Here is a 25,022-nt window from a genome sequence, read left to right as displayed (position 1 = left end):
GTCACCTGGGCAATGATTAGTCCTCGTATCTATGGCTACGACCGTCTTCGTTAATCTCATCAAGGCGCTGGGCTTCACCAGGCCCTTTCAGGCGGATGATATTGTAATCGCCCTCCGCCACATGGGTACGCAAATCTTTCTTATCAAACTTTCCCACTGAGGTTTTATCGATCGATTTGACGAAGGTCCAGTACTCCGGCAGCATCCAGTTGGGTAATTCTTTGCGTAGGCTCTGGCGCAATTTTTCGGCGGTTTCGATGGTGGGAGAGGCTTGCTCACCCAAGACGGTGACTGCGAGGGGGCGCTCCCCCCATTGCTTATCGGGGTAGCCTATCACTGCGGCCTCCACCACATCGGAGTTGGCCATGATGAGGTTTTCTAACTGCACCGAATAAATCCACTCGCCGCCAGAGCGGATGACATCGCGGGCGCGGTCCTCAACGGTGAGGAAGCCGTCCTTCGTTACGGAACCGACATCGCCGGTGCGCAACCAGCCATCCGCGGTGAACTTGGATTCGGCTTCCTCAACCGGTTTGCCGCGGAACTCGGAGGCGACGTCGCCCGCTTCGGCGGTGGGGGAATGATAATAAGAACCGGTCACGAGATTACCGCGTACTTGGAGCTCACCGGCATTGCGGTCGGTCTTCGACACCACTTGGCCGTCATTGACCACGCGGTACTGCAGTGAGGTGGCAATTCTTCCTTGGGAGATGCGATAGGCCCAACGGGTGTCCCCAGACGCTCCCTGCGGTGGGCGGGCAACACTGCCGACCGTTGAGGTTTCCACCATGCCCCAGACATGGACGACGTCGACACCGTAATGCTCTTCCCACATCTTAATAAGCTGCGGCGGGACCGGTGAGCCACCGGCGAAAATTTCTGTCAAAGTCATGCGCTCAGGCGGATTGTGCAGGTAGTGCACGAATAGCTGGATCCAGATAGTGGGCACGCCGTGGGCCACGCGCGGCGACGTGGCCGCGATGACCTTGGCGAGGGTGGGGGCGGAGACATCGGCATCGGGAAGCACGAGCGGGGTGCCCGTCATGAAACACGTAAAGGGAACACCCCAGCTCAGCACGTGATAGATAGGGATACAGCACAGGAAGGTCTCGCCGTGAGTAATGCATAAGGAATCCGAAGAACGCAGTTGCATAGCCTCGAGGTAGAGCGAGCGGTGGGAGTATAAAACGCCTTTCGGCGCGCCGGTGGTGCCGGTGGAATAACACAATACGGCGGCGGTGCGTTCATCGAGCTCGGGCCAATCGTATGTGGTCGAGCGGCCATCCAGAAGAGCTTCGTAAGAATAAAACTCTATGCCGCGTGGAAAATGGTGGGCAAAGCGCTGTGGCGATTGGGAACCTGTAAAAATCACTGAATGTACAGATGACGCGCCGTTTAACACCGTGCCCAACTGCGGGGCAAGGCGGGGATCACACACGATAACGGAGACCTCGGCGTGACTAATGATGTGCCGGATCTGGTCATTCATCAGTTGCTTATTCAGTGGAGTAAAAACTGCACCCTTGCAAGCGGAACCAAACATCACTTCGAGGTGCTCTGCGCAATTCCACATGAAGCTACCCACGCGCTGATCGCCGGTAATACCGAGGTCATCGTGCAAAACATGGGCAAAGGCTGCGGCGCGGGCGGCGATATCGCGAAAGGTGACCTTTTCTGCGGGGCCCATCTCGGATCCGGTGCTCTCACCGCGCCAGGTAGTAACAGTAGTAGTGCCGTGCACTGACGCGCCGTATTCCAAAATACGGGTTAGAGAAAGGGGAATATCCATCATCGTGGAAAGCATGCTTCCACTGTAGCGGCGTCCAAGTACTCACGGTGTAGCTAATACGCTATACTTACTTCCGACTGATAGGTAAGTGGGAAAATTTTTCCCAATCCTATGCAATCGGGTCCAGTGACAGGTCCCATCGTTAAACATTGCCCACAGTCGTTTCTTGAATTCTTCCGCCCCGCGTACTGGCTACAAGGGGTAATTCCTTTAAGGTAAATGGAAGAGGCCTCATGCTTATTGCCCGGCAAGGTGTGCTAGCGCCTTGGCACGAGGGCGAAAAGATAAGAAAAATACACATCGGCTTCCAGTGCACCCGCCCAGGCTTCCCTGAAGTGGGGAAGGGCGGATCCCAACTATGGATCTGGTCAAGCAACGAAAGGATATCCGTGAGCGATACGGACAACACCGCAGCACAGGATCTCGCATCCCTGAAGCTGCCGGAATTGCGCAAAATGGCCGCCGAGCGTGGCCTTCGTGGCATTTCTGCCCTGCGCAAAGGGGAGCTTATTACCGCCATTAAAACCGGTCAGGTTCCTGCAAAAGCGAAAGCAAAAATAGAGCAGGAAGAAAAGGCTAAGAAGTCCGAGAAACCTGCTAAGGATGCGGCACCTGCTAAACACGAGGATAAGCCTTCCAAGAAAGACGATCGCGGCGAGAGCGATACTGGCACGTCTGACGAGCCGCAGGAAAATCGCAGCAAGGACCGCAAACTAAACGGCGACGACCAGCGCTATGAGTCGCGGTCGCAGGCCCGCCGTGCCCGCCGCAACCGTGCGCGACGCCAAGAGCGTCAAGAGCACGATGACGATAACCGGGGTGAGGCGCCAAATCGTGACCAGAATCACCAGCATGATCGCCGTGATGACTCCCTCGATAGCGCCGATAACCGGGGAGATAAGCAGGGTGAGAAAAACGGCGATAATAATCACCGCAATAATCGCAACGACGATAATAACGGGGACCGCGGCAACCGCCGCGGCCGGCGCAACCGCCGGAATCGCCGGGGTGGTCGGGGCAATACTGATAACCACGGCGGCAATGACTTGCAGGTACGAGAAGGCGACGAGCTGCAGGCGGTTGGCGGCATCTTGGATGTCGTAGACAATAATGTCTCGTTCCTGCGTACCACCGGTTACCGCGCGGGCGATGCGGACGTGTTTGTGAACAAGAACATTGTGCGCCGCTTGGGGCTGCGTTCTGGTGATGCCATTACCGGGCAGGTAAAAGTGGCTGGGCCTACCCACACGCACGGAAATGGCCGCAATCGCCGTAAGTACAATCAGTTGGTACAGGTTGATACGGTCAACGGAATTGATCCTGAGGCGGCCAAGCAGCGCCCGCACTTTAATAAGCTCACGCCGCTGTATCCTAATCAGCGTCTGCGCTTGGAAACAGATCCCAAGCTTCTGACTACCCGCGTCATCGACCTGATTATGCCGATTGGTAAGGGCCAGCGCGCGCTCATCGTCTCGCCGCCGAAGGCCGGTAAGACCACCATCTTGCAAAATATCGCAAACGCGATTGCTACCAATAACCCTGAGTGTTACCTCATGGTGGTGTTGGTCGATGAACGTCCTGAAGAGGTCACGGATATGCAGCGTTCCGTGAAGGGTGAGGTCATTTCTTCGACCTTTGACCGCCCACCATCAGAACACACCTCTGTCTCCGAGCTGGCCATCGAGCGCGCCAAGCGCCTTGTGGAGCAGGGCAAGGATGTTGTGGTGCTGCTGGATTCGATCACCCGGTTGGGTCGCGCCTATAACAATTCCTCCCCAGCATCGGGCCGCATCCTATCTGGCGGTGTGGATTCCAATGCGCTCTACCCGCCAAAGCGTTTCTTGGGCGCCGCCCGCAATATCGAGGAGGGCGGTTCGCTCACCATCATTGCCACCGCGATGGTGGAGACCGGTTCGACCGGCGATACCGTCATCTTCGAGGAATTCAAGGGTACGGGCAACGCCGAGCTGAAGCTGGATCGCGGGATCTCGGAGCGCCGGGTATTCCCGGCGGTGGATGTCAACCCATCCGGCACGCGTAAGGACGAGCTCTTGTTGGTGCCCGAAGAGGCGCGAATCATGACCAAACTTCGCCGCATTCTGTCGGCTCTTGACTCCCACCAGGCCATTGACCTGTTGATCAAGCAGCTTAAGAAGACTCGCTCCAATGGCGAGTTCCTCATGCAGGTGGCGTCTTCGGCACCGATGGCTGCGGATAAGGATGAGGCAGACTATGTCTAATCAAGTTTCCATGGTTGATGACATTGTGTCGGAATACCAGGGCATTGAGATGCAGATGGGCGATCCGGAAATCGCCGGCGATCAGCAGGCTTTTCGCAAGCTGTCCAAGCGCTACGCGGAGTTACGCCCCATTATCATAGTTAACGATGAGCTGACCCAGGCGCGTGAGGATCTCGCGGACGCCAAGGAGATGGCTTATGAGGACCATGATTTTCAGGAAGAAGCGGACCGTCTAGCGGCGTCCGTGGAAGAGCTGGAAGAAAAATTAGCTGACCTGCTTGCCCCGCGTGATGAGCAGGATTCGGAAGATATCATCATGGAGATCAAGGCTGGTGCAGGCGGCGAAGAGGCCGCGCTCTTTGCCGGCGACTTGGCCCGCATGTACGAGCGTTTCGCGGATAAAATCGACTTTAAGTGGGAGGTCTTGGGCCTTAACGAATCCGATTTGGGCGGTGTGAAGGATATGACCATTTCCTTCCGGGCAAAGTCTCCGACGCGCGATGGCGCATGGTCTGTGTTTAAGTTTGAAGGCGGAGTGCACCGCGTGCAGCGCGTGCCGGTCACGGAGTCACAGGGGCGCATCCAGACTTCTGCCGCCGGAGTGCTGGTGTACCCGGAGCCCGAAGAAGTGGAATCGGTCAATATTGATGACAAAGATATCCGCGTCGATGTGTACCGTTCCTCCGGTAAGGGCGGCCAGGGCGTGAATACCACCGACTCCGCGGTGCGCATTACTCACTTGCCCACGGGGTTGATTGTGACCTGCCAGAAGGAACGTTCACAGATTCAAAACAAGGCGCGTGCCTTGCAGGTGCTGCAGGCCCGCCTAGACCAGATGGAGCGTGAGGCCCGCGAGACCGAAGCTGGCGAGCAACGCGCCTCCCAGGTGCGTACTATGGACCGTTCCGAACGCGTGCGCACCTATAACTGGCCCGAAAACCGCATCACGGATCACCGCATTGGCTATAAGGCGAATAATTTGGACTCCGTGTTGAATGGCGATATGCAGGATCTCATTAAGGCCCTGCAGGACCAAGAGCGCGCCGAACGCCTCGAGGCCGAAGGATAAGCACGGTCGATGAAGACATACGGTGAGGCGCTGCGCCATGGGGTGCAGCGCCTTCGCGTTGCTGGAGTAGGAAGCCCCGAGTGGGATACGCGCATTCTTATCTCCCACCTTATTCACTGTGGGCATCTGGATATTCCACTGCATGAGAAACCAATGCCCGGCTTCGGCCTTGCTTTTCAGTCGCTGTTGAGCAGGCGCGAACGGCGAGAGCCGTTGCAATACGTCCTGGGTACGGCGTGGTTTGGGCCTTTGGATTTAAAAGTGGGGCCCGGCGTGTTTATTCCGCGCCCGGAAACGGAGGTGATGGCGGACTGGGCGGTCCACCATGCCCCTGGCCCGCGCATGGTGGACTTGTGCTCAGGGTCGGGCGCGCTGGCGTTGTACTTTCAGCATTATGTGCCGCAAGCGGAGGTAAGGGCAGTGGAGCTTTCCGATGCCGCCCTCGAGTTCACCCTCTCCAATACCCGCGGCACCAGGGTAGAGGTAGTGCAGGCAGACGCGACGGATAGCCATGTCTTAGAGGACTGGAATGGCACGGCGGATCTCGTGTTAAGCAACCCGCCCTACGTTCCGGAAAACCCGAACCTGCAGCCAGAGGTATATCACGACCCGCACCTAGCTGTCTTCGGTGGCGATGACGGCATGGGAGTAATCCGTGGATTGATTCCTACCATTGCGAGACTTTTGCGGCCTGGCGGGATCATGGCGATTGAACACGATGATACGACCGGCGAGGCGGTGCTCGATGCGGTGCGTGATCACGGTGGCTTCTCTCATATCGCGCCATTGCGGGACTTAACAGGCACGCCGCGCTTTGTTACTGCGCAGCGCGCTGTAGACTAAGGCATCACAGTCGGGCAAGAAGGGGATTATTCATGCAAGGAAAGATTTATGATTGCGCCGATGACGCCGAGCGTGAGGAGGGCGTGCGCATCGCTACCAAGGCCGCTAAGTCTGGGCGGCTGGTGGTCATGCCCACTGACACACTCTACGGCCTGGGCTGCGATGCCTTTGATAATGATGCGGTAGCCAATCTGCTCGCCACTAAGCAGCGGGGCCCGGATATGCCGGTTCCCGTTCTTGTTGGCTCTTGGGACACCGTGCGCGGGCTTGTTGCCTCTTACCCCGATTCCACGCGAGACCTCGTCGAGGCATTTTGGCCAGGTGGGCTATCCATCGTGGTGCCGCAGGCTCCGTCGCTGCCATGGAACTTGGGCGATACCCGTGGCACCGTCATGCTGCGAATGCCCTTGCACCCCATCGCTATCGAGCTCTTGCGCGAGGTGGGGCCGATGGCGGTGTCATCTGCCAATATCTCCGGGCACCAACCGCCGACGACTGTGCATATGGCTAAGGGCCAATTAGGCAAAGCCGTCACCGTATACTTGGACGGGGGAGAAACGGACGTGGGCAAGCCCTCTACCATTATTGATCTCTCGGGAGACATTCCATACCTATTGCGTGAGGGCGCTATACCCGCAGAAGCAATCGGTGAGGTTCTCGGAGTGTCCGCGGACTCGCTGCGCACCCGGCTCCAAGGATAGAAGGAGCTTTTTGCGTGAGCGGCACTGGCGTACCGCTGCGCGAGTTGGCCTTGATCATCCTCGTTGCAGCTACTTTTACTTACCTAACCACCGGGGTAGTGCGTTCGTTTTTAGTTCGCACCGGCCGAGTGGCAGAAATTCGCCTGCGCGATTCGCACTCTCAGCCGACGCCTCGCATGGGCGGCCTCGCCATGTTTACCGGTTTCGGAGCGGCGATATTCCTTGCAGCCCAGCTTCCAGCCTTGACTCGCGGCTTCATGCCTGTTACTCCGGAAATGGGTGCGGTGACGTGGGCAGCGCTGGCCATCGTCCTCGTGGGCGTTGCCGATGACTATCTAGAGCTCGGCGCGCTTATTAAGCTTTTCGGGCAGCTGTTTGTCGCCACCCTCATGAGCGGTCTTGGCCTGACCTGGACGCTGCTGTTTATACCCTTCGGGGGCGGCACTACGGTGGTCCTTGACCAGATTCAAAGCACCCTTCTTACCGCGTTTTTTACCGTCCTTCTCATCAACGCCATCAACTTCGTCGATGGCCTGGATGGGCTAGCCGCAGGCCTTGGACTTATCGCAGGCGGCGCGGTCCTAGTTTTCTCAGTCACTGTCCTGCATGACCAAGGCGGGGCGGTATCGGCGTATCCACCGGCTATTATCAGCGCCGCATTGGTGGGAATATGCGCAGGCTTTTTGCCTCATAATTTTGAACCATCCCGTATTTTCATGGGCGATTCCGGCTCTATGCTGATCGGGCTCTTGCTCGCTGCGGCCTCCACCTCCGCGTCGGGCAAAATCAATATGTCACTGTATGGAACCGTGGACATGGTGGCGCTTATGTCACCCATCATTGTGGTGGTCGCTGCGGTGTTTATTCCAGTCTTAGACCTTGTCTGGGCGGTGATTCGCCGCCTATCCCAAGGGCGATCGCCGTTTTCTGCGGATAAGGCACATATCCACCACCGCCTTCTATCGTTGGGGCATACACACCGGCGCACCGTTCTCGTATTGTACCTTTGGGTTTCCGCGGTGGCCTTTGGGGCGGTGTCGTTTTCCATCGTTCCTGTCCCGGTAGCTATCGGCTTATCAATCATCGCGTTATTGGTTGCCTTTGGCACGACCTTGATTCCACTGCGGCAGGGCAAGATTGGGTTCCGGACATAGGACGGTGGCGCGTTGCGTGACTCTTTCAGTGCGTGAGGTAGGGTGAGTATCCGTGAGTGAAGCAATGGAAAATGCTAATTTCGATGAGCCTCGCCTGCCGCTGCAGCGCGCCGTAAAGAAGGGGTCCATTGCCCTCGGCATCTTTACCATCATTTCTCTTGCCGTATGGGGCGGGGCACAAGGTGTCGCAGGGCTGTGGGGCGTTATCGTAGGCGCTGGCCTTGGCGGTGGCTTTGTCCTGTTTACCGCTCTTTCGGTGCTTTTTACCGCGCACTCGACGCCCTCCACCACGATCGCGGTTGTACTGGGCGGCTGGCTTATCAAACTGATCGTGCTCATCGGTGTTCTGGCCATTATCCGGGACATGGATTTCTACGACACGTGGGCGCTGTTTCTCACTGTTGTCGTTGCGCTCATCGTTACCTTGGGGGCCGAAGTCTGGGCCGTAGTTACCTCCAGGGTCACCTACGTGTCCTGAGCTGGACCCACAAATGGGGTAAGCCGTCGTTCACCTGGGCGGTGGCCGGCGGCCTTTTTGTGCCGCCATGCTGGCTTTAGTGGACGTTGATCACCCCCGAGCAGGTGTGTTGGTTCGATGGTGTGATCAACTGCACGTTTGTGAATTAGGCAGGAATAGCCCGGTTTTGTCTGTCAAAAGCTAGAAACGACGCTATCGGATGTGGTTTATGGGGCCCCCACGTGCGAAAACTGTTGATCCAGCTGATACGATTTTCTTCGGGTTACCGTGAGGTTAAGTGTTGCACTTGCAACCTGCACGGTGAATCCCTGTCTTGTCCACGCTGATGTGCGACGGAGTCCGTGTACAAGGCAGAGAGTTTGAGACGTCCATCGCACCACAGTAGCCAGCTGTTGGCTGTGTGGCCCGAACACGGGAGAGAACGCTGAGCGTTACATTATTGGCTATGAAAGGGCACTTCCATACGCCCGATCTAGGTGAAGAATTCTTCCCGGGGCAAATTGATGCCGACCATCTGTTTTTTGGCGAATTCGCCAACGGGTGGTTCGCGCTTGATCGACTGATGCTGATTCGCATTCTGATGACGCTAGTTGTGGTGGCTCTTTTCTGGGCTGCCTTTAAGAACCCTAAGTTGGTTCCTTCTGGCATTCAGAATGTGGGCGAGAATGCGGTCGACTTTGTCCGCGTGCACATCGCCGAGGACATTTTGGGTAAGAAGGAGGGAAAGCGATTCCTGCCAATAATCGCTAGCATCTTCTTCGCGGTTTTATTTATGAACGTCGCGACCGTTATTCCGGGGCTTAACGTCTCGCCCAACGGCCGTATTGGTATGCCAATTGTATTGGCAGCCGTTTCGTACATCGTCATGATCTACGCCGGCGCCAAGCGCTACGGCATAGGTAAGTTCATTCGCTCCTCCGTAGTGATTCCGAACCTGCCACCGCTATTGCACCTCTTGGTGGTACCGATTGAGTTTTTCTCTACGTTTATTCTGCGACCGGTTACCCTTGCAATTCGTCTCATGGCGAACTTCCTCGCTGGACACATCATCCTGGTTCTTCTCTTCTCTGCTACGAACTTCTTCTTCTGGCAGCTAAATGGTTGGACCGTCCTGTCTGGACTGACCGTGGTTTTGGGCTTGGCTATGAGCCTGTTCGAGATTCTGGTTATCTTCTTACAGGCGTACATCTTCGCCTTGTTGACGGCGGTGTATATCGAGTTGTCCTTGCACGCTGATTCGCACTAAGGGCGAGGTCGACGAGCGCGACCGAGTAATCCACCTAATTACACAACACTGACATTCGGTCCGGTTCGGACTGAAGATTTTTACGAAAGGGAACGACTTTCACCATGAACGAAATCATTTTGGCACAGGATGTTGCTACGAAGTTCGAAGGCTTCGGCACCATCGGTTACGGTTTGGCTGCTATTGGCCCTGGTATCGGTATTGGCATCGTCGCGGGCAAGACCGTAGAGGCTATGGCTCGCCAGCCGGAGATGGCCGGCCAGCTGCGTACCACTATGTTCCTGGGTATCGCCTTCACCGAGGCCCTGGCCCTTATCGGCCTTGTTGCCGGCTTCCTGTTCTAAAAGTACGAGTTTTTCAAACCGAAACTTTTAAGACGGGAGACCTATGAATAACGTCGTTTATTTGCTTACAGCAGAGGGCGAAGAGAACCCAGGTTCGGGTAGCTTCTCCGTTCTTCTGCCTAAGAACTATGACATTTTCTGGTCTTTGCTGTGCTTCATCGTAATCCTTTGGTTGTTCTGGAAGTTCGTACTTCCTCGGTACACCAAGTTGCTCGAAGAGCGTGAAGACCGGATTGAGGGCGGCATGAAGCGTGCGGAGGCTCAGCAGGCCGAGGCTAAGGCTGCTCTAGAAAAGTACAATGCTCAGCTGGCTGATGCCCGCGCAGAGGCAGCCGAGATCCGCGAGCAGGCGCGCGAGCGTGGTAAGCAGATCGAAGCTGACGCGAAGAGCCAGGCGGAAGAGGAATCCCGCCGCATTGTTGCCAACGGCGAAAAGCAATTGGAAGCTTCTCGTGCGCAGGTTGTTACTGAGCTGCGTTCCGAAATGGGACAAAATTCCATCAATCTGGCAGAAAAGATTCTGGGCAGCGAGCTTTCTGATGCTTCCAAGAAGTCCTCTACCATTGATGACTTTTTGTCCGAGCTCGACTCTGTGGCACCGGCCGGAAAGTAGGCACCTATGAAGGCAGCTAGCCGCGAAGCGCTCGCGAACTCACAATCCCGTGTAGATGAAATTCTCGCTGGCGATCAGAACGTTGCCAGTGCAGTCCAAGCCGGCCTGGATATCTTCGAGGTTGTCGACGTATTAGATGGTGACCGCGAATTGCGCGGTGCTTTTATTGACGTCGCCGCCCCGGCTGAAGCACGGAAGTCCTTGGCCGAGAATCTCTTTGGTTCCAAGGTGTCTGCCGGTGCGCTAAGTATCCTGCAGGCAGCGGCGGCGAATCAATGGTCTTCGCCGAAGGACTTCGTTAACGGGCTTGTGTCCTTGGGGCGCCGCGCACTATTGCGTGCAGCCGAGGCGCAAAGCCAATTGGGCCAGGTCGAAGGCGAGCTATTCCGCTTGGCACGGATTCTGGACCGCGAGGGCGAGCTTACCCAGCTGCTTTCCGATCGAACTGCTGACTCCGCGCGCAAGCGCGGATTGCTGGCAAACGTGCTCTATGGCAAGGTCACGATGTTTACTGAAGCGCTCGCGCTGCAGGCCATCAGCCGTCCAGAGCAGAACCCCATTGATGACGTAGCCGGTTTGGCTGATGCTGCAGCAGCCCTGCAGGATCGCACTATCGCGCGCGTTGTCGCGGCGGGTGAATTGAATGAAAGCCAGCAGGCAGTACTCGCTGAGAAGCTGGGCAAAATTTATGGTCGTGCGATGTCCATTCATTCTGAGGTTGACACCAGCCTCCTCGGTGGCATGCGCATCCGCGTCGGCGATGAAATTATCGATGGTTCGACAGCAGGCAGGATTGCCCGCTTCCGTGCCCAGATGGTCTAGCCGAAACGACAGAAATGATTTAAGTAATTGCTGGAAGATACTACCGAGAGCAGGAAGAACATGGCGGAGCTGACGATCTCCTCCGACGAGATCCGTAGTGCGATCGCGAACTACACCTCGAGCTACTCCGCGGAGGCCTCCCGTGAGGAGGTCGGCGTGGTCATTTCGGCAGCTGACGGTATCGCGCAGGTTTCTGGCCTGCCATCCGTCATGGCGAATGAGCTGCTCGAGTTCCCCGGCGGCGTAATTGGCGTCGCACAGAACCTTGACACCAACTCTATTGGTGTCGTGGTCCTGGGTAACTACGAGTCCCTTAAGGAGGGCGACGAGGTGAAGAGGACCGGCGAGGTTCTCTCCATCCCCGTGGGCGAGGAATTCCTCGGCCGCGTTATCGACCCACTGGGCCGGCCCATCGACGGCTTGGGCCCAATCGAAAGCCAAGAAGAGCGCGTCCTCGAGTTGCAGGCACCTTCGGTGCTGCAGCGCCAGCCGGTTGAAGAGCCAATGCAGACCGGCATCAAGGCTATTGATGCGATGACTCCGATTGGACGTGGTCAGCGCCAGCTGATCATTGGTGACCGTAAGACCGGTAAGACCGCGGTTACCATCGATACTATTTTGAACCAGAAGGCCAACTGGGAGTCTGGCGACAAGGACAAGCAGGTCCGTTGTATTTACGTCGCCATTGGCCAGAAAGGCTCAACCATCGCGAGCGTGCGTCGTACCCTCGAAGAGCACGGCGCGCTGGACTACACCACTATTGTGGCAGCCCCGGCCTCTGACTCCGCTGGCTACAAGTGGCTGGCACCATTTTCTGGTGCTGCACTGGGGCAGCAGTGGATGTACGAGGGCAACCACGTCCTGGTCATTTACGATGATTTGACTAAACAGGCTGAGGCTTACCGCGCAATCTCGCTATTGCTGCGCCGCCCGCCAGGACGTGAAGCTTACCCAGGTGACGTGTTCTACCTGCACTCTCGTTTGCTAGAGCGTGCTGCTAAGCTCTCTGATGACATGGGTGCAGGCTCTATGACCGCTCTGCCCATTATTGAGACGAAAGCCAATGACGTCAGTGCCTTCATCCCGACCAACGTCATTTCCATTACGGACGGTCAGGTCTTCTTGGAGTCTGACCTCTTCAACCAGGGCGTTCGCCCGGCTATCAACGTTGGTGTGTCCGTGTCCCGTGTTGGTGGTGCGGCACAGACCAAGGGTATGAAGAAGGTTGCGGGTAATCTCCGTCTAGACCTAGCTGCTTACCGTGACTTGCAGGCATTCGCTGCCTTCGCTTCTGACCTTGATTCTGCCTCCAAGGCGCAGCTGGAGCGTGGCTCCCGCTTGGTTGAGCTGCTGAAGCAGTCTGAATCTTCGCCGCAGGCGGTGGAATACCAGATGGTGTCCATTTACCTCGCCGAGGCAGGCATCTTCGACGTCGTTCCCGTCGAGGACGTCCGCCGCTTCGAGGCCGAGGTGCACGAGTACCTCAACGCTAATACTCCAGAGGTCTTTGAACAGATCGCTGGTGGCAAGGCGTTGAGCGATGAGTCCAAGGAAACACTCGAAGCCGCAGCCAAGGAATTCGCACCTACGTTCCGTACCTCCGAAGGTCAGAATTTGGGTACCGAAGAGCCTGTAGATCCTTTGGATGAAAATGACGTGAAAAGCACTGAGCTCAACGTCTCCCGGAAGACGGCTAAGTAGAGTTCGGCTCTCGTAATTGACCGTCTATATGAAAGAAGGGAGGAGAAACGATGGCTAATCTTCGCGAATTGCGCGACCGCATTCGGTCCGTGAACTCGACCAAGAAGATCACCAAAGCCCAGGAGCTCATTGCTACCTCGCGCATTACCAAAGCGCAGGCTCGGGTAGAAGCTTCTCAGCCGTACGCGACTGAGCTGACCAATGTCATGAACCGGTTGGCCGCTGCGTCGACGCTAGAGCACCCTATGCTGCGCGAGCGTGAAGACGGCAACGTCGCCGCGATTCTCGTAATTACCTCTGACCGAGGCATGTGCGGTGGCTACAACAACAACGTCTTTAAGAAGGCAGCCCAGCTCAAGGCCCTCCTCAAAAGTAAGGGTTACGAGGTAGTTCTCTACGTTGCCGGTAGCAAAGGCATCGGGCATTACAACTTCCGTGAGGAAGAAGTAGCCGGCAGCTGGGACGGTTTCTCTCAGGATCCCACCTGGGAGGCTACCCACAACGTGCGTCGCCATATAATCGATGGCTTCATTGCTGGTTCGAAGGGAATCACCAAGGCCCGTGAGGGTCTGCATGCGGAAGGTGAAGGAGCGGGTGTCACCGGCTTCGACCAAGTGCATGTGGTCTACACCGAATTTGAGTCGATGCTCACCCAAACCGCGCGTGCGCAGCAGCTTTTGCCTGTTGAGCCGGTAGTGCAGGGCGAGGAGTTCGAGATGGGTGACTCCGCACTAGAGGACCCGGAGCGAGTGGATAATATTTCCCCGGACTTCGAGTTCGAACCGGACGCGGATACCTTGATGGAAGCCCTGCTTCCCCAGTACGTCTCGCGTATCCTATTTGCTATGTTCTTGGAGGCTTCGGCTTCTGAGTCCGCTGCACGCCGTACAGCTATGAAATCTGCTACTGACAACGCTACCGCGATGGTCAATGACCTTTCTCGTGTGGCTAACCAGGCTCGTCAGGCGCAGATTACCCAGGAAATTTCAGAGATCGTCGGTGGCGCTGGCGCGCTATCTGACAGCGCAGAAAGTGACTAGATTATGACTACAGCTCTGCAAGAGCAGAATGCACAGTCTTCGGCAGTCGCCGGTCGTGTCGTGCGCGTCATCGGTCCGGTGGTGGACGTGGAATTCCCGCGTGAGGCACTTCCGGCCCTGTACAACGCACTTCACGTCGAGATTAAGCTTGAAGCTGTGGCAAAGACCGTCACCCTTGAGGTCGCTCAGCACCTCGGTGACAACCTTGTTCGTACCGTGTCCATGGCACCTACCGACGGCCTAGTCCGTGGTGCCGAAGTGGTCGATTCCGGGCAGCCTATCTCCGTTCCGGTCGGCGACGTCGTCAAGGGCCACGTCTTCAACGCTCTCGGTGACTGCCTTGACGAGCCGGGCCTCGGCCGCGACGGCGAGCAGTGGGGAATCCACCGCGAGCCACCAGCATTCGACCAGCTCGAGGGCAAGACCGAGATCCTCGAAACCGGCATTAAGGTCATCGACCTGCTGACCCCTTACGTGAAGGGCGGCAAGATTGGCCTCTTCGGTGGTGCGGGTGTGGGTAAGACCGTCCTGATTCAGGAAATGATTACCCGTATTGCCCGCGAGTTCTCTGGTACGTCGGTCTTCGCCGGCGTTGGCGAGCGCACCCGTGAGGGCACCGACCTCTTCCTAGAAATGGAAGAGATGGGCGTTTTGCAAGACACCGCACTTGTCTTCGGCCAGATGGACGAGCCACCAGGAGTTCGTATGCGCGTGGCCCTGTCCGGCCTGACCATGGCGGAGTACTTCCGCGATGTGCAGAACCAGGACGTGCTGCTGTTCATTGACAACATCTTCCGTTTTACCCAGGCGGGCTCCGAGGTATCCACCCTGTTGGGTCGTATGCCTTCTGCTGTGGGTTACCAGCCAACTTTGGCTGATGAGATGGGTGTGTTGCAGGAACGCATTACCTCCACCAAGGGTCGTTCCATTACCTCTCTGCAGGCCGTTTACGTGCCTGCGGATGACTACACTGACCCGGCCCCAGCCACGACCTTCGCCCACTTGGATGCGACGACCGAGCTGGACCGTGCCATTGCCTCCAAGGGTATCTACCCTGCAGTGAACCCCCTGACCTCTACCTCTCGTATCCTCGAGCCTGGCATTGTGGGCGAGAAGCACTACGAGGTTGCACAGCGCGTCATCGGTATCTTGCAGAAGAACAAGGAACTGCAGGACATCATTGCCATCCTGGGCATGGACGAGTTGTCTGAAGAAGACAAGGTTACCGTGCAGCGTGCCCGCCGTATCGAGCGCTTCTTGGGTCAGAACTTTTTCGTTGCAGAGAAGTTCACCGGCTTGGAGGGTTCCTACGTGCCGCTGCAGGATACGATCGATGCCTTCGAGCGCATCTGCAACGGTGAGTTCGACCACTACCCAGAGCAGGCATTCAACGGCTTGGGTGGTTTGGATGACGTCGAGGCTGCATACCAAAAGTTGAACGAGAAGTAGGGAGAGCCCATGGCTGACATCACCGCCGAATTGGTTTCCGTTGAGCGCTCATTGTGGTCCGGTCAGGCCTCCATGGTGACGGCAGAAACCACCGAGGGTGAGATCGGCGTGCTTCCCGGTCACGAACCTGTGATCGGTCAGTTGATCGACAATGGTGTAGTGACCATCCACCCAGTTGATGGCGCGCGGCGTGTTGCCGCCGTCCAGGGTGGCTTCCTCTCCGTTACCCAGGACAAGATTACCGTCCTCGCCGATTGGGCTATTTGGTCCGACGAGGTGGATAAGGCCAAGGCAGAAGAGGATTCCTCTTCGTCCCATGAGCTCACCAAGTCTCGCGGTGAGGCCGCACTGCGTGCACTTCGCCGTTCACAGGCTTAATAAACCTTGGGTTGGTAGGAGAGGGCAGCAATATCCGCCCTTCCTGCTCTCAAAAAAGCGCATCGGATTTTTCCGGTGCGCTTTTCACTTTTTCTTGGTCTTTTCTTATTGGCGTGCAAGCGGAATCAAGCGCTACAATCCAAATAATTATTCTTTCACTAACCAAGGATGGCGTGTGGAGCCCATGAATTCAATGGTTATCTCGGTGGTCCTGTGGGCCTTAGCGGTAGTGGTATTGCTGTTCGTCCTGCTGGCTGCCCTGCGGTTTTTTACCTTGCGTTCGCGCGGTACCGCAGTTTTGCTGCGCCCAATGCCGGCGAAAGATAGCTATTCTTGGCGCCATGGTGTACTGCGATATACCGGCGAAGTTGTCGAATACTTCAAACTGCGTTCTGTATTTCCGCGCTATAATCTTTGGTTCAACCGCCTCGACATCACCATTGTGAACTCTCGTTCCCTAGATGATGACGAGGCTTCTTTTATGTCTCATGCAACCGAAGTGGTGCACTTTAGGACCGGGGATGCGGAATACGAGTTGGCTTCCGATGCCCGTGGGATTATGGCCTTTGAAGCCTGGGTTGAGGCGGCGCCGTCCAAGCGGCAACAGCGCTTCGATTACAAGCGGTTGCGGCAACGAGTTACCCGCCAGTCCAAGCGCCACTAGTAACAGGCTAGGGTAGTAGCCATGCGCTTAGTAATCGCCCGTTGTTCAGTTGATTACGTGGGACGGCTCGACGCCCACCTGCCCTTGGCGGACCGCCTGCTTATCATCAAAGCAGATGGCTCGGTATCGGTGCATGCCGATGACCGCGCGTACAAGCCTCTGAATTGGATGACCCCGCCGTGCACCGTGAATGAATCCGCCATTGAGGACGTCGATGGCAATGACACAGGCGAGGTGTTGTGGCTAGTGGAAAACCCGAAAGGGGAGCAATTGCGCATCACAATTGCGAAAATCCACGAGGATATCTCCTATGACATGGGCGAGGACCCCGGGCTGGTCAAAGATGGTGTGGAGGCACACTTGCAGGAGCTTTTGGCTGAGAAGATAGATACCTTGGGCTCTAATTTTACCCTGGTCCGCCGTGAGTACCCTACTGCCATCGGTCCGGTAGACATCATGGCTAAGGACGCTGATAACCGGAATGTCGCCGTGGAGGTTAAACGCCGCGGTGGCATCGATGGAGTAGAGCAATTAACCCGCTACCTGGATCTGCTGAACCGCGATGAGTTAATCGCCCCGGTATCCGGGATTTTTGCGGCCCAGGAGATCAAACCGCAAGCCCGAATGCTAGCCGAAGACCGCGGGATACGCTGTGTGGTCTTGGACTACCAGGAGCTGCGCGGACTTGAATCGAAAGAATTGCGGTTATTTTAATGCCACGGCGAAATCGGCGAAAACCACAGCAATCCCGGCCGTTGCCAGAAGACGGCTCAACCTTTTTGGGTTCGCAGACGGTCGAAGGGCCTAGGTGGACGCACGGAGAGCCTCATATCATGCGGCATATTGGTTCCGCGCGGGCGCAAAAATATTATATTTGCCCAGAATGTAATCAAAATATTCCGCCAGGAGTCGCTCACATCGTCGCCTGGCCGCGTGATACCGGTAGGCAAGGCGACGATCGCCGCCATTGGCATCGGCACTGCTGGGAGCGAAGGTAGACTCGCGGGCATGATTGTTGCATTTTCAGTAGCACCTGCAGTGGTGGATAATGACTCGGGCGAGATGGCAGATGCCGTGGCGGAGGCGGTCCGCGTGGTTCGCGAATCCGGCTTGCCCAATGAAACCAACGCCATGTTTACCCTCTTAGAAGGTGAGTGGGACGAGGTATTTGGGACGATCAAAAAAGCTACGGAAGCGGTGCGGGCGGTATCGCCGCGCACTTCATTGGTAGTTAAGGCTGATATCCGCGAAGGTGTGACAAACCAACTGACAGATAAAGTAGATGCCGTGAATCGTCGTTTAGCTAAGGAGGATTAATGACTTCTGCGAATAATGCGTATGTGGGCGGTGCGCTCGATCTCAGCCAGGTCAAGGCGCGTGCTGAAGCCCGACAGCAGGCGCAAGAGCAGGCGGCAGCTGGACAGGCTAGCCGAGTCCAGCCATTTTTTACCATCACCGAGGCGAACTTCGATTCTGACGTGTTGCGCCGCTCCACCGAGGTTCCGGTCGTCGTACTCATCGGCACACCGCGTTCTACTCAGTCCGAGCAGCTGAAGCACGACCTGCAGGAATTAGCGGTGGCGGGCAACTTGAAATTCCTCGTAGGCTACGTCGATGCGGAGGCCACTCCGCAGGTTGCGCAAGCCTTTGGGGTGAAAAATCTGCCTACCGTGGTAGCCATTGCTGCCGGACAACCGCTTACTAATTTCGAGGGAGCCCAGCCCAAGGAGGCCCTCCAGCGGTGGTTGGATAGCCTGGTAGAAAAAGTGGGCCCGCAGCTTAAGGGCCTTGAGCCCACTCCGGCTGCTGCACACGAGGAAGAAGAGGATGACCCTCGCCTGCAGGAGGCAGAATCTTTCTTAAACGCCGGCGATTTCGATGGCGCAATAAAGATTTATGAGTCTATTTTGGAATCGGATCGTGATAATGTGCAGATTAAGCGGGCGCGTGATACCGCCGTGATTTTAAAGCGGCTAGATCTTGCAAACCAAACCGAGGACCCGATTGTTGCTGCGGATGGGGATAAGGGGGACATCGACAAGCAGATGCGTGCCGCTGATGCCGAAGTCGTGGCAGGTGCCCCAGAAAAGGCTTTCGACCGTCTTATTGAGACGATGCAGTTCGCAGGCGGCGATGAGAAGGCTCAGCTGAGGCAGCGACTGCTTGAGTTCTTCGGTCTTTTTGCAAGCAATGATCCCCGTGTCCTTAAGGCACGCACGATGCTGGCGAACGTGCTGTATTAAAGTCGGCGGAGCTGTGTCAATTACTGCGGGCGGTGAATAAATCAGTCACAATGGAAGACGTGAACGACGTAACCCCAACTGATGAAGACTGGCTCATCGACTTCCGTGGCGTGGAGTTGCGCCGCGGTGGCAAGAACTTGGTAGGGCCTGTGGACTGGCAAGTCGAGCTCGATGAACGCTGGGTCATTATCGGGCCGAACGGTGCCGGAAAGACCTCCCTGGTCCGCATGGCGGCCGCAGAGGAATTTCCTACCAAGGGCACGGCCTTTTTGATGGGTGAGCAAATTGGCAAGACCGATATGCGGGATCTTCGCGCGCTGATTGGTCTTTCCTCTGCCGCCGTACAATCGCGTATTCCCGCGGATGAGAGAGTCCACGACCTTGTTATTTCCGCCGGTTATGCAGTTCTGGGCCGGTGGCGCGAAGAGTACCACGATATGGACTTTTCCCGCGCCGATGACATTTTGGCCCGGGTCGGCGCCAGCCACTTAAAGGAACGCACGTGGAAGACGCTTTCGGAAGGTGAAAAGAAGCGCGTCATCCTCGCCCGCGCCTTGATGTCCAACCCGGAGCTACTCATCCTCGATGAGCCTTCCGCAGGTATGGATCTCGGGGGTCGCGAGGATCTTGTGAGATACTTGGGCGATCTCGCCATGGATCCGGATGCCCCGGCCATCGTTATGATTACCCACCACGTGGAAGAAATCCCGTATGGCTTTACCCACGCGATGCTTCTGGATGAAGGAGAGGTGGTAGCAAAAGGGATGATCGATTCCGTGCTGACCTCGGAAAACTTTTCCAAGGCTTTCCACCAGCCCATTGAAGTGGATCGCATTGGGAAGCGATACTTTGCCCGCCGGATATCTTGATGGACAACGAGATTCATGACCGGCTCGATGCGATCGATTCCAACGATCTCACCGGGTTCAACGGTGGGCGTATGGCAGCGACCGTGCTGTTGCTTCGCGATGGCCCCGAAGGGCTCGAGGTATGGGTGCAAGAACGCGTGAGCACCATGCGTAACTACCCGGGCCATGCCGTATTCCCCGGCGGTGGGGTAGACCCGCGCGATTTTCCACCGCGCTCTTGGGGTTCCGGTAACTTGTGGGCCGGAAAGTCCGTCGTGTCTATGGCTCGGCGTATGGGCGTGACCAAGTACAAGGCACACGCTTTAGTCTTTGCCGCGGCCCGGGAGCTCTTCGAGGAATCCGGTATCTTATTTGCTATCCGGGATTATGGCAAGATTTCTGATGTACGCGGGTATTACCGCGAGCGAAGGCTGTTGGAAAATCACACCATCTCCTTTACCGAATTCCTCAGCAATAACGGGATGCGCGTCGATACCGATATGCTCTTTCCATGGGCCCGGTGGGTAGGGCAAAGCAAAAATCATTGGTTCGATACCTTTTTCTTCGTCGCCGTGCTCCCGCGTGGGCAGGAACCGGACGGGGATACCCACGAGGCCGATGACGCTGGGTGGTTTTCGCCGCAGCTCGTCCTGGAAGGCTGGCGGGCCGGACTTGTCCGCCTTGTAGTTCCTACGTGGGCGCAGATGCAGCGGCTATGCAAATACTCCACCGTACAGGAAGTGCTTGATGATGCTTCATCGTCCGACCTTCGCCCCGTCATCGGCGATCCCAGAAACGATCCGCAGTATGCGGAATATTTTGCCACCACCCCCACCGAGCGCATATGAGTTTTAACCTCGACGAAGTCCGTTTTTTAAGCGAGTATAACGCCGAACTCACCAGCTGGGATTTGGAGCTGAGCAAGGCTTCGCGGCTGCGGGATATAGAAAAGCTGAAAGCTGCCTACGGTGATTATGCGCGCTGCGCTATGGAGCTGCTTATTGCCCGACGGGGCAAAAAGCTGCCTGAGACTTGGCTTATGGATGGCGATTCAGCCCAGCAAGCCACCCCGCTGCCCGTCGCGCGCTATCGTTCCGAGTTTTTGCGCCAGCGGGGAGTGCGCAGCGTGCACGACGTTACCTGTTCCATTGGCACCGAAGGCTATGCATCCAGCCTTGATTACATCGGCTCCGATATCGACGCCGCGCGCCTTGCCATGGCCCGGCATAATGTGGCTTCTGGCTCTTTCTTTCAAGCAGACGCGCTAACAACTACTTCTGCGGCTGACGCGATTATCGCCGACCCTGCCCGCAGAAAATCAGGGCGACGGATTTCCCGCCCGGAAGACTTGCTGCCACCGTTGCCGGACCTGATAGCTGCGCACAGGGACGCACACATGGCCATCAAGTGCGCACCGGGGCTTGATTTCAATGATTGGGATGGATTGGTCATCATAAGCAGCGTCAACGGGGCAGTTAAGGAAGCATGCCTTTACACACCTGGCCTTGGAACTGGCAGGCAGGCGGTAATGATTCAAGGGGAGTCGGTTGACGTGCTAACAGATGAAGAGCAGCACTTACCAGAGGCTGGTGAGATCGGCACGTATCTTATTGATCCCGATGGGGCAGTGGTGCGCGCCGGTCTCGTGCAGCATTACGCCGCGCGCGAGGGATTGTGGCAGATCGATCCGCGAATCGCGTATTTGACAGGCAATCGCATTCCGCAGGGAATGTCGGGATTTCCATTCATAGAAAAGGTTCCCTTAAAGCGCCTAAAGTCGGTACTAAAATCTTATGATGCAGGCAGCCTGGAAATCCTTGTGCGCGGGGTCGATATTGATCCCGACCAGCTGAGAAAGCAGATGAAGTTAAAGGGGTCGAGGCCTTTCGCAGTTATCATTACGCGAATTGGCTCACAGGGTATCGCCTTGCTGTGCCAACCCCGAGTATTATCGTCCGAAGATAATTACGCAAGATAAATCTATCTGAAAGGTGATTGCCCCAATGCCAACGATTGTGGCTCTGGTCAAGCATGTACCAGATACGTGGTCCACCAAATCCTTGGAAGATGATCACACCCTGGATCGCACCTCCGTGGATAATATCATTGATGAGATTAATGAGTATTCCGTGGAACAGGCGTTACGGTTGCGCGATGACAACCCGGATGAGAACTACCGTGTAGTCGCGTTGACGATGGGACCCGCGCAAGCGGATGAAGCTCTTCGCAAGGCGCTTGCGATGGGTGCAGATGACGCGGTCCTAGTATCCGATGACGCACTGGCCGGCGCTGATGCACTGTCAACCGCGTGGACGCTCAATGCGGCGATTAACACGCTCCAGGACGTCCAACTGATTACGTTGGGTAATGAGGCTTCCGATTCCTCGACTGGAATGCTTGCCGGTTTGTTGGCGGAGTACCGCCAATTACCCGCGTTGACCGAGCTACATCAAGTGGAGCTTGCAGGCAGCGCAGTGAAAGGCACCCGCGACGATGCCCGCGGAACCTGGGAACTTGAGGCCGCTCTACCTGCAATTATTTCAGTCACCGATAAAGCGGATAAGCCACGCTTCCCTAATTTCAAAGGGCTAATGGCCGCTAAAAAAGCAGAGATTACCACTCTGAGTGTGGCGGATTTGGGCATTGATGCCGTCGCGCCGACCACGAGGGTAACTGCTTCTTCCAAGCGCCCACCGCGCACGGCCGGTGAGGTTATCTCGGAGCCACAGCCGCAAGATGCTGCGAAGAAGATTGCTGATTTCCTTGCCGCAAAGAACTTGATTTAGGAGTAGAAATGTCTCACGTTTACGTACTTGTTGAACACGATACAGACGGCATTCTCCCCGTTACCAGTGAGCTCATTACTGCTGCACGCGAGTTGGGTACGGTGTCTGCGGTGGTCGTCGGCAAGCAAGCGGATGCTTTTGATGGCGAACTAGCGGCCCTCGGTGCCGCCCAGGTGGTGCAGGCAACGGCCGAGGATTATGACCAGCGTCTGGTGACCCCTGAAGTTGATGCCTTGCATGCCTTAGGCGCGGCAAATCCGGCGCCGATGGTCTTAGCCGCCACCCCGACGAATAATGAGATTGCTGGCCGCCTGTCTGCTCGCCTGGCTTCCGGTGTGCTTTCCAATGTGGACTCTATCAATGCGGATGGTTCCGCGACGATGACAATTTTCGGCGCCACTTACGAGACCACCTCGGAGGCTTCTGGCAGCTGCCCTATTTATACCCTGCAGCCCGGTTCAGTCGCAGCAGAGCCCCAGCAGGTGGAAGCCCAGCCCGCCCCCATGCCGCTACCTGCGGCCACGGAGAGAGATGTCAAGGTTAATTCCTTTACCCCAGCTGAAAAGTCTGGTCGGCCCGACCTCACCGCAGCCCGAATTGTGGTATGCGGCGGCCGTGGCGTAGGCGATAACTTCGCCGAGATTGTAGAGCCGCTTGCCGATGCCCTCGGTGGTGCCGTCGGTGCCACCCGCGACGCTGTCGATGAAGGCTTCTACGACGCCCCCCACCAGGTGGGCCAGACTGGCGTGTCTGTGTCGCCGGATCTCTATATTGGGCTGGGCATTTCCGGTGCAATTCAGCATACTTCGGGCATGCAGACCTCCGGCACTATCGTGGTGGTCAACCAGGACCAAGATGAGCCATTTTTCCAGATCGCAGATCTCGGTGTCGTAGGCGACCTACACGAAATTGCCCCAGCTCTGACTGAGGAACTGAAGGCGCGCCGGTAATGCCGCATTATTTCGACTACGCAGCAACCCAACCGATGCGCCAATCCGCCATTGACGCATGGGTTGCCGCCTCCGGGTCGCTTAATTCTAGCGCGCAGTACGCTTCGGGGCGCAGGGCCCGTTCCGTGCTGGATGATGCCCGCGAGAAGGTCGCCTCCCTCCTTGGGTGCGAACCCATCGAGGTCGTCTTTACCTCCTCTGGTACTGAAGCAGATAATATCGCTATCCAGGGGCTTTATGCGGCGGGAAAAACCAACCGCATTATCTCGACGGATATTGAGCATCCAGCGGTGCGCGATACCGTAAGCAAGCTTGCCCGAGACGGCGCCAATGTCGATCTGCTCCCGGTGGACCGCAGTGGCCATGTCAGCGATAAGGGTGCATTCGCTCAGCCTGCCGATGTTGCCACCTGCATGTGGGCCAATAACGAAACCGGTGCGGTTCAGCCCATCGAAAAGCTCGCAACCCTCGCGCAACAATCTGGTATTCCGATGCACGTGGATGCGGTGCAGGTAGCGGGCAAGCTTCCAATCAACTTTACAGAGTTGGGTCTGACGACGCTTGCCGCCAGCGCCCACAAATTTGGCGGCCCGCGCGGTATCGGCGTGCTATTGGCGAAGCGTACCCCTGCACCACAGCCGATTTACTACGGCGGCGGGCAAGAGCGCGGGCTTCGCCCCGGCACGGTAGACGTAGCCGGCGCCTCCGCGCTCGCCGCGGCTTTGGAGGAGTCTATTGCCGAAAGCGCTGCCGAATCCGAACGCGTCGCTGCACTACGGAACAAGCTGCGGGAGGGGATTGTCTCTTCCATTGATAACGTCCTCGTCAATTCCACCGAGCCATGCTTGCACTCGCACCTGCATGTTTCTTTCCCTGGGAGCGATGGCGATAGTCTCATCATGTTGCTGGACTCGCTGCAGATTGAGGCATCGACTGGCAGTGCCTGCAGTGCAGGCGTCAACCGCATGTCTCATGTGTTGTCGGCGATGGGTGTCACCGAAGATGAAGGAATCGGGTCCCTCCGTTTCACCTTGGGCCGTCTTACTTCAAAAGACGATGTGGATTACCTGCTTGCGCACTTGCCGGATGTCGTCGCCCGGGCTCGCACGGTTTAAGTATCGGTCCTTTCTTTGGCGGCGTTGCGTCGCCGCGCGGCGATTGCCTGGGCAACGGTCAGCGCCCAGTTCTTATTCTTTGTAGCTAGAGGCCCCTGTGGTTCGTCGTATTCCCACCGGCCATCTTGGAACAGCCAGACAATATCTCCGCTGTGAGGATCCATGATGTAAAAGGCGCTTCTATCCGTTTTTATGTTGTGGTGGTGTTGGCACAGCGAGGCTAAATTTCCTGCGGTCGTTTTTCCTCCCTCTGAGAAATCGATCCGATGATCTTTTTGGCAGCTGTAGGCGGGTCGGTTGCAGCCTGGCCAACGGCAGACACCATCGCGACCTTCCACATAAGCACCGACGAGCGGTGGCGTGGAGTAGGCTGGGCTTACCCTCATTGCCGCCTGGTCCATATCCCAAGTGGTAGTCGGGGTGGTCAAGTCCCGTGTAGTGGTGTAGCCGTTTGTGCTTTCGGCTCGGTATTCAGTTCTGTGTTTGAGGTCAGGCGGTTAGCTGGTTGTGGTCACCATTGGCGTCTCCTGTGCGGTGCATGAGGTGTCT

26 protein-coding genes and 1 pseudogene are annotated in these 25,022 nt (G+C 56.8%); 25 read left to right on the top strand and 2 right to left on the bottom strand.

The genetic code is table 11. The features are described from left to right. Positions 1-16: 16 nt before the first annotated feature. Positions 17-1,804 (bottom strand): long-chain fatty-acid--CoA ligase, encoded by a 1,788-nt coding sequence (locus D9V82_RS03440; RefSeq protein WP_121911002.1) that lies wholly within the window; start codon positions 1,802-1,804, stop codon positions 17-19. Positions 1,805-2,178: 374 nt separating this feature from the next. Here D9V82_RS03440 and rho point away from each other — a divergent pair, with 374 nt between their 5' ends. The 25 genes from rho to D9V82_RS03315 all read left to right on the top strand — a co-directional run bounded on the left by rho (position 2,179) and on the right by D9V82_RS03315 (position 24,473). Next, on the top strand, positions 2,179-4,029 hold the full coding sequence (gene rho, locus D9V82_RS03435; protein WP_121911001.1) for a transcription termination factor Rho: 1,851 nt from the start codon (positions 2,179-2,181) through the stop codon (positions 4,027-4,029). Further along, positions 4,022-5,098, top strand: coding sequence for a peptide chain release factor 1 (gene prfA / locus D9V82_RS03430; RefSeq protein WP_121911000.1), 1,077 nt, complete (start codon positions 4,022-4,024; stop codon positions 5,096-5,098). Before rho ends, prfA begins: the two co-directional genes overlap by 8 nt. Positions 5,099-5,107: 9 nt before the next feature. Further along, on the top strand, positions 5,108-5,941 hold the full coding sequence (gene prmC / locus D9V82_RS03425) for a peptide chain release factor N(5)-glutamine methyltransferase (RefSeq protein WP_121910999.1): 834 nt from the start codon (positions 5,108-5,110) through the stop codon (positions 5,939-5,941). 32 nt (positions 5,942-5,973) lie between these two features. Further along, positions 5,974-6,642 carry an L-threonylcarbamoyladenylate synthase gene (locus D9V82_RS03420; protein WP_121910998.1) on the top strand — a complete coding sequence of 223 codons (669 nt, stop codon included), beginning with the start codon at positions 5,974-5,976 and terminating at the stop codon, positions 6,640-6,642. 14 nt (positions 6,643-6,656) lie between these two features. Further along, positions 6,657-7,796: an MraY family glycosyltransferase gene (locus D9V82_RS03415; RefSeq protein ID WP_121910997.1), complete on the top strand. Its 1,140-nt coding sequence runs from the start codon at positions 6,657-6,659 to the stop codon at positions 7,794-7,796. Positions 7,797-7,860: 64 nt separating this feature from the next. Beyond that, positions 7,861-8,274 carry a Cg1360 family ATP-synthase-associated protein gene (locus D9V82_RS03410; protein WP_121910996.1) on the top strand — a complete coding sequence of 138 codons (414 nt, stop codon included), beginning with the start codon at positions 7,861-7,863 and terminating at the stop codon, positions 8,272-8,274. A gap of 445 nt (positions 8,275-8,719) precedes the next feature. After that, complete coding sequence (gene atpB, locus D9V82_RS03405; protein WP_121910995.1) at positions 8,720-9,520, top strand: F0F1 ATP synthase subunit A; 801 nt, start codon at positions 8,720-8,722, stop codon at positions 9,518-9,520. 104 nt (positions 9,521-9,624) lie between these two features. Then, positions 9,625-9,864: an ATP synthase F0 subunit C gene (locus D9V82_RS03400; RefSeq protein ID WP_121910994.1), complete on the top strand. Its 240-nt coding sequence runs from the start codon at positions 9,625-9,627 to the stop codon at positions 9,862-9,864. 43 nt (positions 9,865-9,907) lie between these two features. After that, a complete protein-coding gene (locus tag D9V82_RS03395; protein ID WP_121910993.1) occupies positions 9,908-10,477 on the top strand; it encodes a F0F1 ATP synthase subunit B in 570 nt (189 codons plus the stop codon). A gap of 6 nt (positions 10,478-10,483) precedes the next feature. Then, positions 10,484-11,299, top strand: a complete 816-nt coding sequence (locus tag D9V82_RS03390; RefSeq protein WP_121910992.1) for a F0F1 ATP synthase subunit delta — start codon at positions 10,484-10,486, stop codon at positions 11,297-11,299. A 60-nt stretch (positions 11,300-11,359) separates the two neighbouring features. Then, the gene (gene atpA, locus D9V82_RS03385; RefSeq protein ID WP_121910991.1) at positions 11,360-13,000 is read left to right on the top strand and encodes a F0F1 ATP synthase subunit alpha; all 1,641 of its coding nucleotides are present in this window, start codon (positions 11,360-11,362) and stop codon (positions 12,998-13,000) included. 50 nt (positions 13,001-13,050) lie between these two features. Then, complete coding sequence (locus D9V82_RS03380; protein ID WP_121910990.1) at positions 13,051-14,040, top strand: F0F1 ATP synthase subunit gamma; 990 nt, start codon at positions 13,051-13,053, stop codon at positions 14,038-14,040. Positions 14,041-14,043: 3 nt separating this feature from the next. Then, positions 14,044-15,489 (top strand): F0F1 ATP synthase subunit beta, encoded by a 1,446-nt coding sequence (gene atpD / locus D9V82_RS03375; RefSeq protein WP_121910989.1) that lies wholly within the window; start codon positions 14,044-14,046, stop codon positions 15,487-15,489. A gap of 9 nt (positions 15,490-15,498) precedes the next feature. Continuing rightward, a complete protein-coding gene (locus tag D9V82_RS03370; RefSeq protein WP_121910988.1) occupies positions 15,499-15,867 on the top strand; it encodes a F0F1 ATP synthase subunit epsilon in 369 nt (122 codons plus the stop codon). Positions 15,868-16,051: 184 nt separating this feature from the next. Continuing rightward, entirely contained in the window at positions 16,052-16,531 is a 480-nt protein-coding gene (locus D9V82_RS03365; protein ID WP_121911140.1) for a DUF2550 domain-containing protein, read from the top strand. 21 nt (positions 16,532-16,552) lie between these two features. Further along, positions 16,553-17,245, top strand: a complete 693-nt coding sequence (gene nucS / locus D9V82_RS03360; protein ID WP_121910987.1) for an endonuclease NucS — start codon at positions 16,553-16,555, stop codon at positions 17,243-17,245. Then, a complete protein-coding gene (locus D9V82_RS12575) occupies positions 17,245-17,529 on the top strand; it encodes a hypothetical protein (RefSeq protein WP_121910986.1) in 285 nt (94 codons plus the stop codon). Before nucS ends, D9V82_RS12575 begins: the two co-directional genes overlap by 1 nt. A gap of 10 nt (positions 17,530-17,539) precedes the next feature. Next, positions 17,540-17,848, top strand: coding sequence for a thiamine-binding protein (locus D9V82_RS03350; RefSeq protein ID WP_121910985.1), 309 nt, complete (start codon positions 17,540-17,542; stop codon positions 17,846-17,848). Beyond that, the gene (locus D9V82_RS03345) at positions 17,848-18,774 is read left to right on the top strand and encodes a tetratricopeptide repeat protein (RefSeq protein WP_121910984.1); all 927 of its coding nucleotides are present in this window, start codon (positions 17,848-17,850) and stop codon (positions 18,772-18,774) included. The genes D9V82_RS03350 and D9V82_RS03345 overlap by 1 nt, the downstream gene beginning before the upstream one ends. A gap of 50 nt (positions 18,775-18,824) precedes the next feature. Next, positions 18,825-19,643 carry an ABC transporter ATP-binding protein gene (locus D9V82_RS03340; RefSeq protein ID WP_183122427.1) on the top strand — a complete coding sequence of 273 codons (819 nt, stop codon included), beginning with the start codon at positions 18,825-18,827 and terminating at the stop codon, positions 19,641-19,643. After that, on the top strand, positions 19,643-20,470 hold the full coding sequence (locus D9V82_RS03335) for an NUDIX hydrolase (RefSeq protein WP_121910982.1): 828 nt from the start codon (positions 19,643-19,645) through the stop codon (positions 20,468-20,470). The genes D9V82_RS03340 and D9V82_RS03335 overlap by 1 nt, the downstream gene beginning before the upstream one ends. After that, the gene (locus D9V82_RS03330) at positions 20,467-21,600 is read left to right on the top strand and encodes a THUMP-like domain-containing protein (RefSeq protein ID WP_121910981.1); all 1,134 of its coding nucleotides are present in this window, start codon (positions 20,467-20,469) and stop codon (positions 21,598-21,600) included. Before D9V82_RS03335 ends, D9V82_RS03330 begins: the two co-directional genes overlap by 4 nt. Before the next feature lie 25 nt (positions 21,601-21,625). Next, positions 21,626-22,408 (top strand): electron transfer flavoprotein subunit beta/FixA family protein, encoded by a 783-nt coding sequence (locus D9V82_RS03325; RefSeq protein WP_121910980.1) that lies wholly within the window; start codon positions 21,626-21,628, stop codon positions 22,406-22,408. 8 nt (positions 22,409-22,416) lie between these two features. Further along, positions 22,417-23,358 carry an electron transfer flavoprotein subunit alpha/FixB family protein gene (locus D9V82_RS03320; protein ID WP_121910979.1) on the top strand — a complete coding sequence of 314 codons (942 nt, stop codon included), beginning with the start codon at positions 22,417-22,419 and terminating at the stop codon, positions 23,356-23,358. Continuing rightward, entirely contained in the window at positions 23,358-24,473 is a 1,116-nt protein-coding gene (locus D9V82_RS03315; RefSeq protein ID WP_121910978.1) for a cysteine desulfurase family protein, read from the top strand. Before D9V82_RS03320 ends, D9V82_RS03315 begins: the two co-directional genes overlap by 1 nt. Here D9V82_RS03315 and D9V82_RS03310 read toward each other — a convergent pair. Continuing rightward, positions 24,470-24,889 (bottom strand): annotated as a pseudogene (locus D9V82_RS03310) (HNH endonuclease signature motif containing protein); the annotation flags it as partial. The gene D9V82_RS03315 and the pseudogene D9V82_RS03310 sit on opposite strands and share 4 nt — an antisense overlap. Positions 24,890-25,022: the final 133 nt, after the last annotated feature.

Source organism: Corynebacterium macginleyi, from assembly GCF_003688935.1.
GTDB classification, from domain to species: Bacteria; Actinomycetota; Actinomycetes; order Mycobacteriales; family Mycobacteriaceae; genus Corynebacterium; species Corynebacterium macginleyi.
This window is presented reverse-complemented; position numbering and strand designations above follow the sequence as displayed.

Bases quoted from the DNA above. Each gene is read 5' to 3' on its own strand.
- D9V82_RS03440 (WP_121911002.1), bottom strand. From the start codon at position 1,804: ATGCTTTCCACGATGATGGATATTCCCCTTTCTCTAACCCGTATTTTG.
- prfA (WP_121911000.1), top strand. From the start codon at position 4,022: ATGTCTAATCAAGTTTCCATGGTTGATGACATTGTGTCGGAATACCAG.
- prmC (WP_121910999.1), top strand. From the start codon at position 5,108: ATGAAGACATACGGTGAGGCGCTGCGCCATGGGGTGCAGCGCCTTCGC.
- D9V82_RS03420 (WP_121910998.1), top strand. From the start codon at position 5,974: ATGCAAGGAAAGATTTATGATTGCGCCGATGACGCCGAGCGTGAGGAG.
- D9V82_RS03410 (WP_121910996.1), top strand. From the start codon at position 7,861: ATGGAAAATGCTAATTTCGATGAGCCTCGCCTGCCGCTGCAGCGCGCC.
- atpB (WP_121910995.1), top strand. From the start codon at position 8,720: ATGAAAGGGCACTTCCATACGCCCGATCTAGGTGAAGAATTCTTCCCG.
- D9V82_RS03400 (WP_121910994.1), top strand. From the start codon at position 9,625: ATGAACGAAATCATTTTGGCACAGGATGTTGCTACGAAGTTCGAAGGC.
- D9V82_RS03395 (WP_121910993.1), top strand. From the start codon at position 9,908: ATGAATAACGTCGTTTATTTGCTTACAGCAGAGGGCGAAGAGAACCCA.
- D9V82_RS03390 (WP_121910992.1), top strand. From the start codon at position 10,484: ATGAAGGCAGCTAGCCGCGAAGCGCTCGCGAACTCACAATCCCGTGTA.
- atpA (WP_121910991.1), top strand. From the start codon at position 11,360: ATGGCGGAGCTGACGATCTCCTCCGACGAGATCCGTAGTGCGATCGCG.
- D9V82_RS03380 (WP_121910990.1), top strand. From the start codon at position 13,051: ATGGCTAATCTTCGCGAATTGCGCGACCGCATTCGGTCCGTGAACTCG.
- atpD (WP_121910989.1), top strand. From the start codon at position 14,044: ATGACTACAGCTCTGCAAGAGCAGAATGCACAGTCTTCGGCAGTCGCC.
- D9V82_RS03370 (WP_121910988.1), top strand. From the start codon at position 15,499: ATGGCTGACATCACCGCCGAATTGGTTTCCGTTGAGCGCTCATTGTGG.
- D9V82_RS03365 (WP_121911140.1), top strand. From the start codon at position 16,052: ATGAATTCAATGGTTATCTCGGTGGTCCTGTGGGCCTTAGCGGTAGTG.
- nucS (WP_121910987.1), top strand. From the start codon at position 16,553: ATGCGCTTAGTAATCGCCCGTTGTTCAGTTGATTACGTGGGACGGCTC.
- D9V82_RS12575 (WP_121910986.1), top strand. From the start codon at position 17,245: ATGCCACGGCGAAATCGGCGAAAACCACAGCAATCCCGGCCGTTGCCA.
- D9V82_RS03350 (WP_121910985.1), top strand. From the start codon at position 17,540: ATGATTGTTGCATTTTCAGTAGCACCTGCAGTGGTGGATAATGACTCG.
- D9V82_RS03345 (WP_121910984.1), top strand. From the start codon at position 17,848: ATGACTTCTGCGAATAATGCGTATGTGGGCGGTGCGCTCGATCTCAGC.
- D9V82_RS03340 (WP_183122427.1), top strand. From the start codon at position 18,825: ATGGAAGACGTGAACGACGTAACCCCAACTGATGAAGACTGGCTCATC.
- D9V82_RS03335 (WP_121910982.1), top strand. From the start codon at position 19,643: ATGGACAACGAGATTCATGACCGGCTCGATGCGATCGATTCCAACGAT.
- D9V82_RS03330 (WP_121910981.1), top strand. From the start codon at position 20,467: ATGAGTTTTAACCTCGACGAAGTCCGTTTTTTAAGCGAGTATAACGCC.
- D9V82_RS03325 (WP_121910980.1), top strand. From the start codon at position 21,626: ATGCCAACGATTGTGGCTCTGGTCAAGCATGTACCAGATACGTGGTCC.
- D9V82_RS03320 (WP_121910979.1), top strand. From the start codon at position 22,417: ATGTCTCACGTTTACGTACTTGTTGAACACGATACAGACGGCATTCTC.
- D9V82_RS03315 (WP_121910978.1), top strand. From the start codon at position 23,358: ATGCCGCATTATTTCGACTACGCAGCAACCCAACCGATGCGCCAATCC.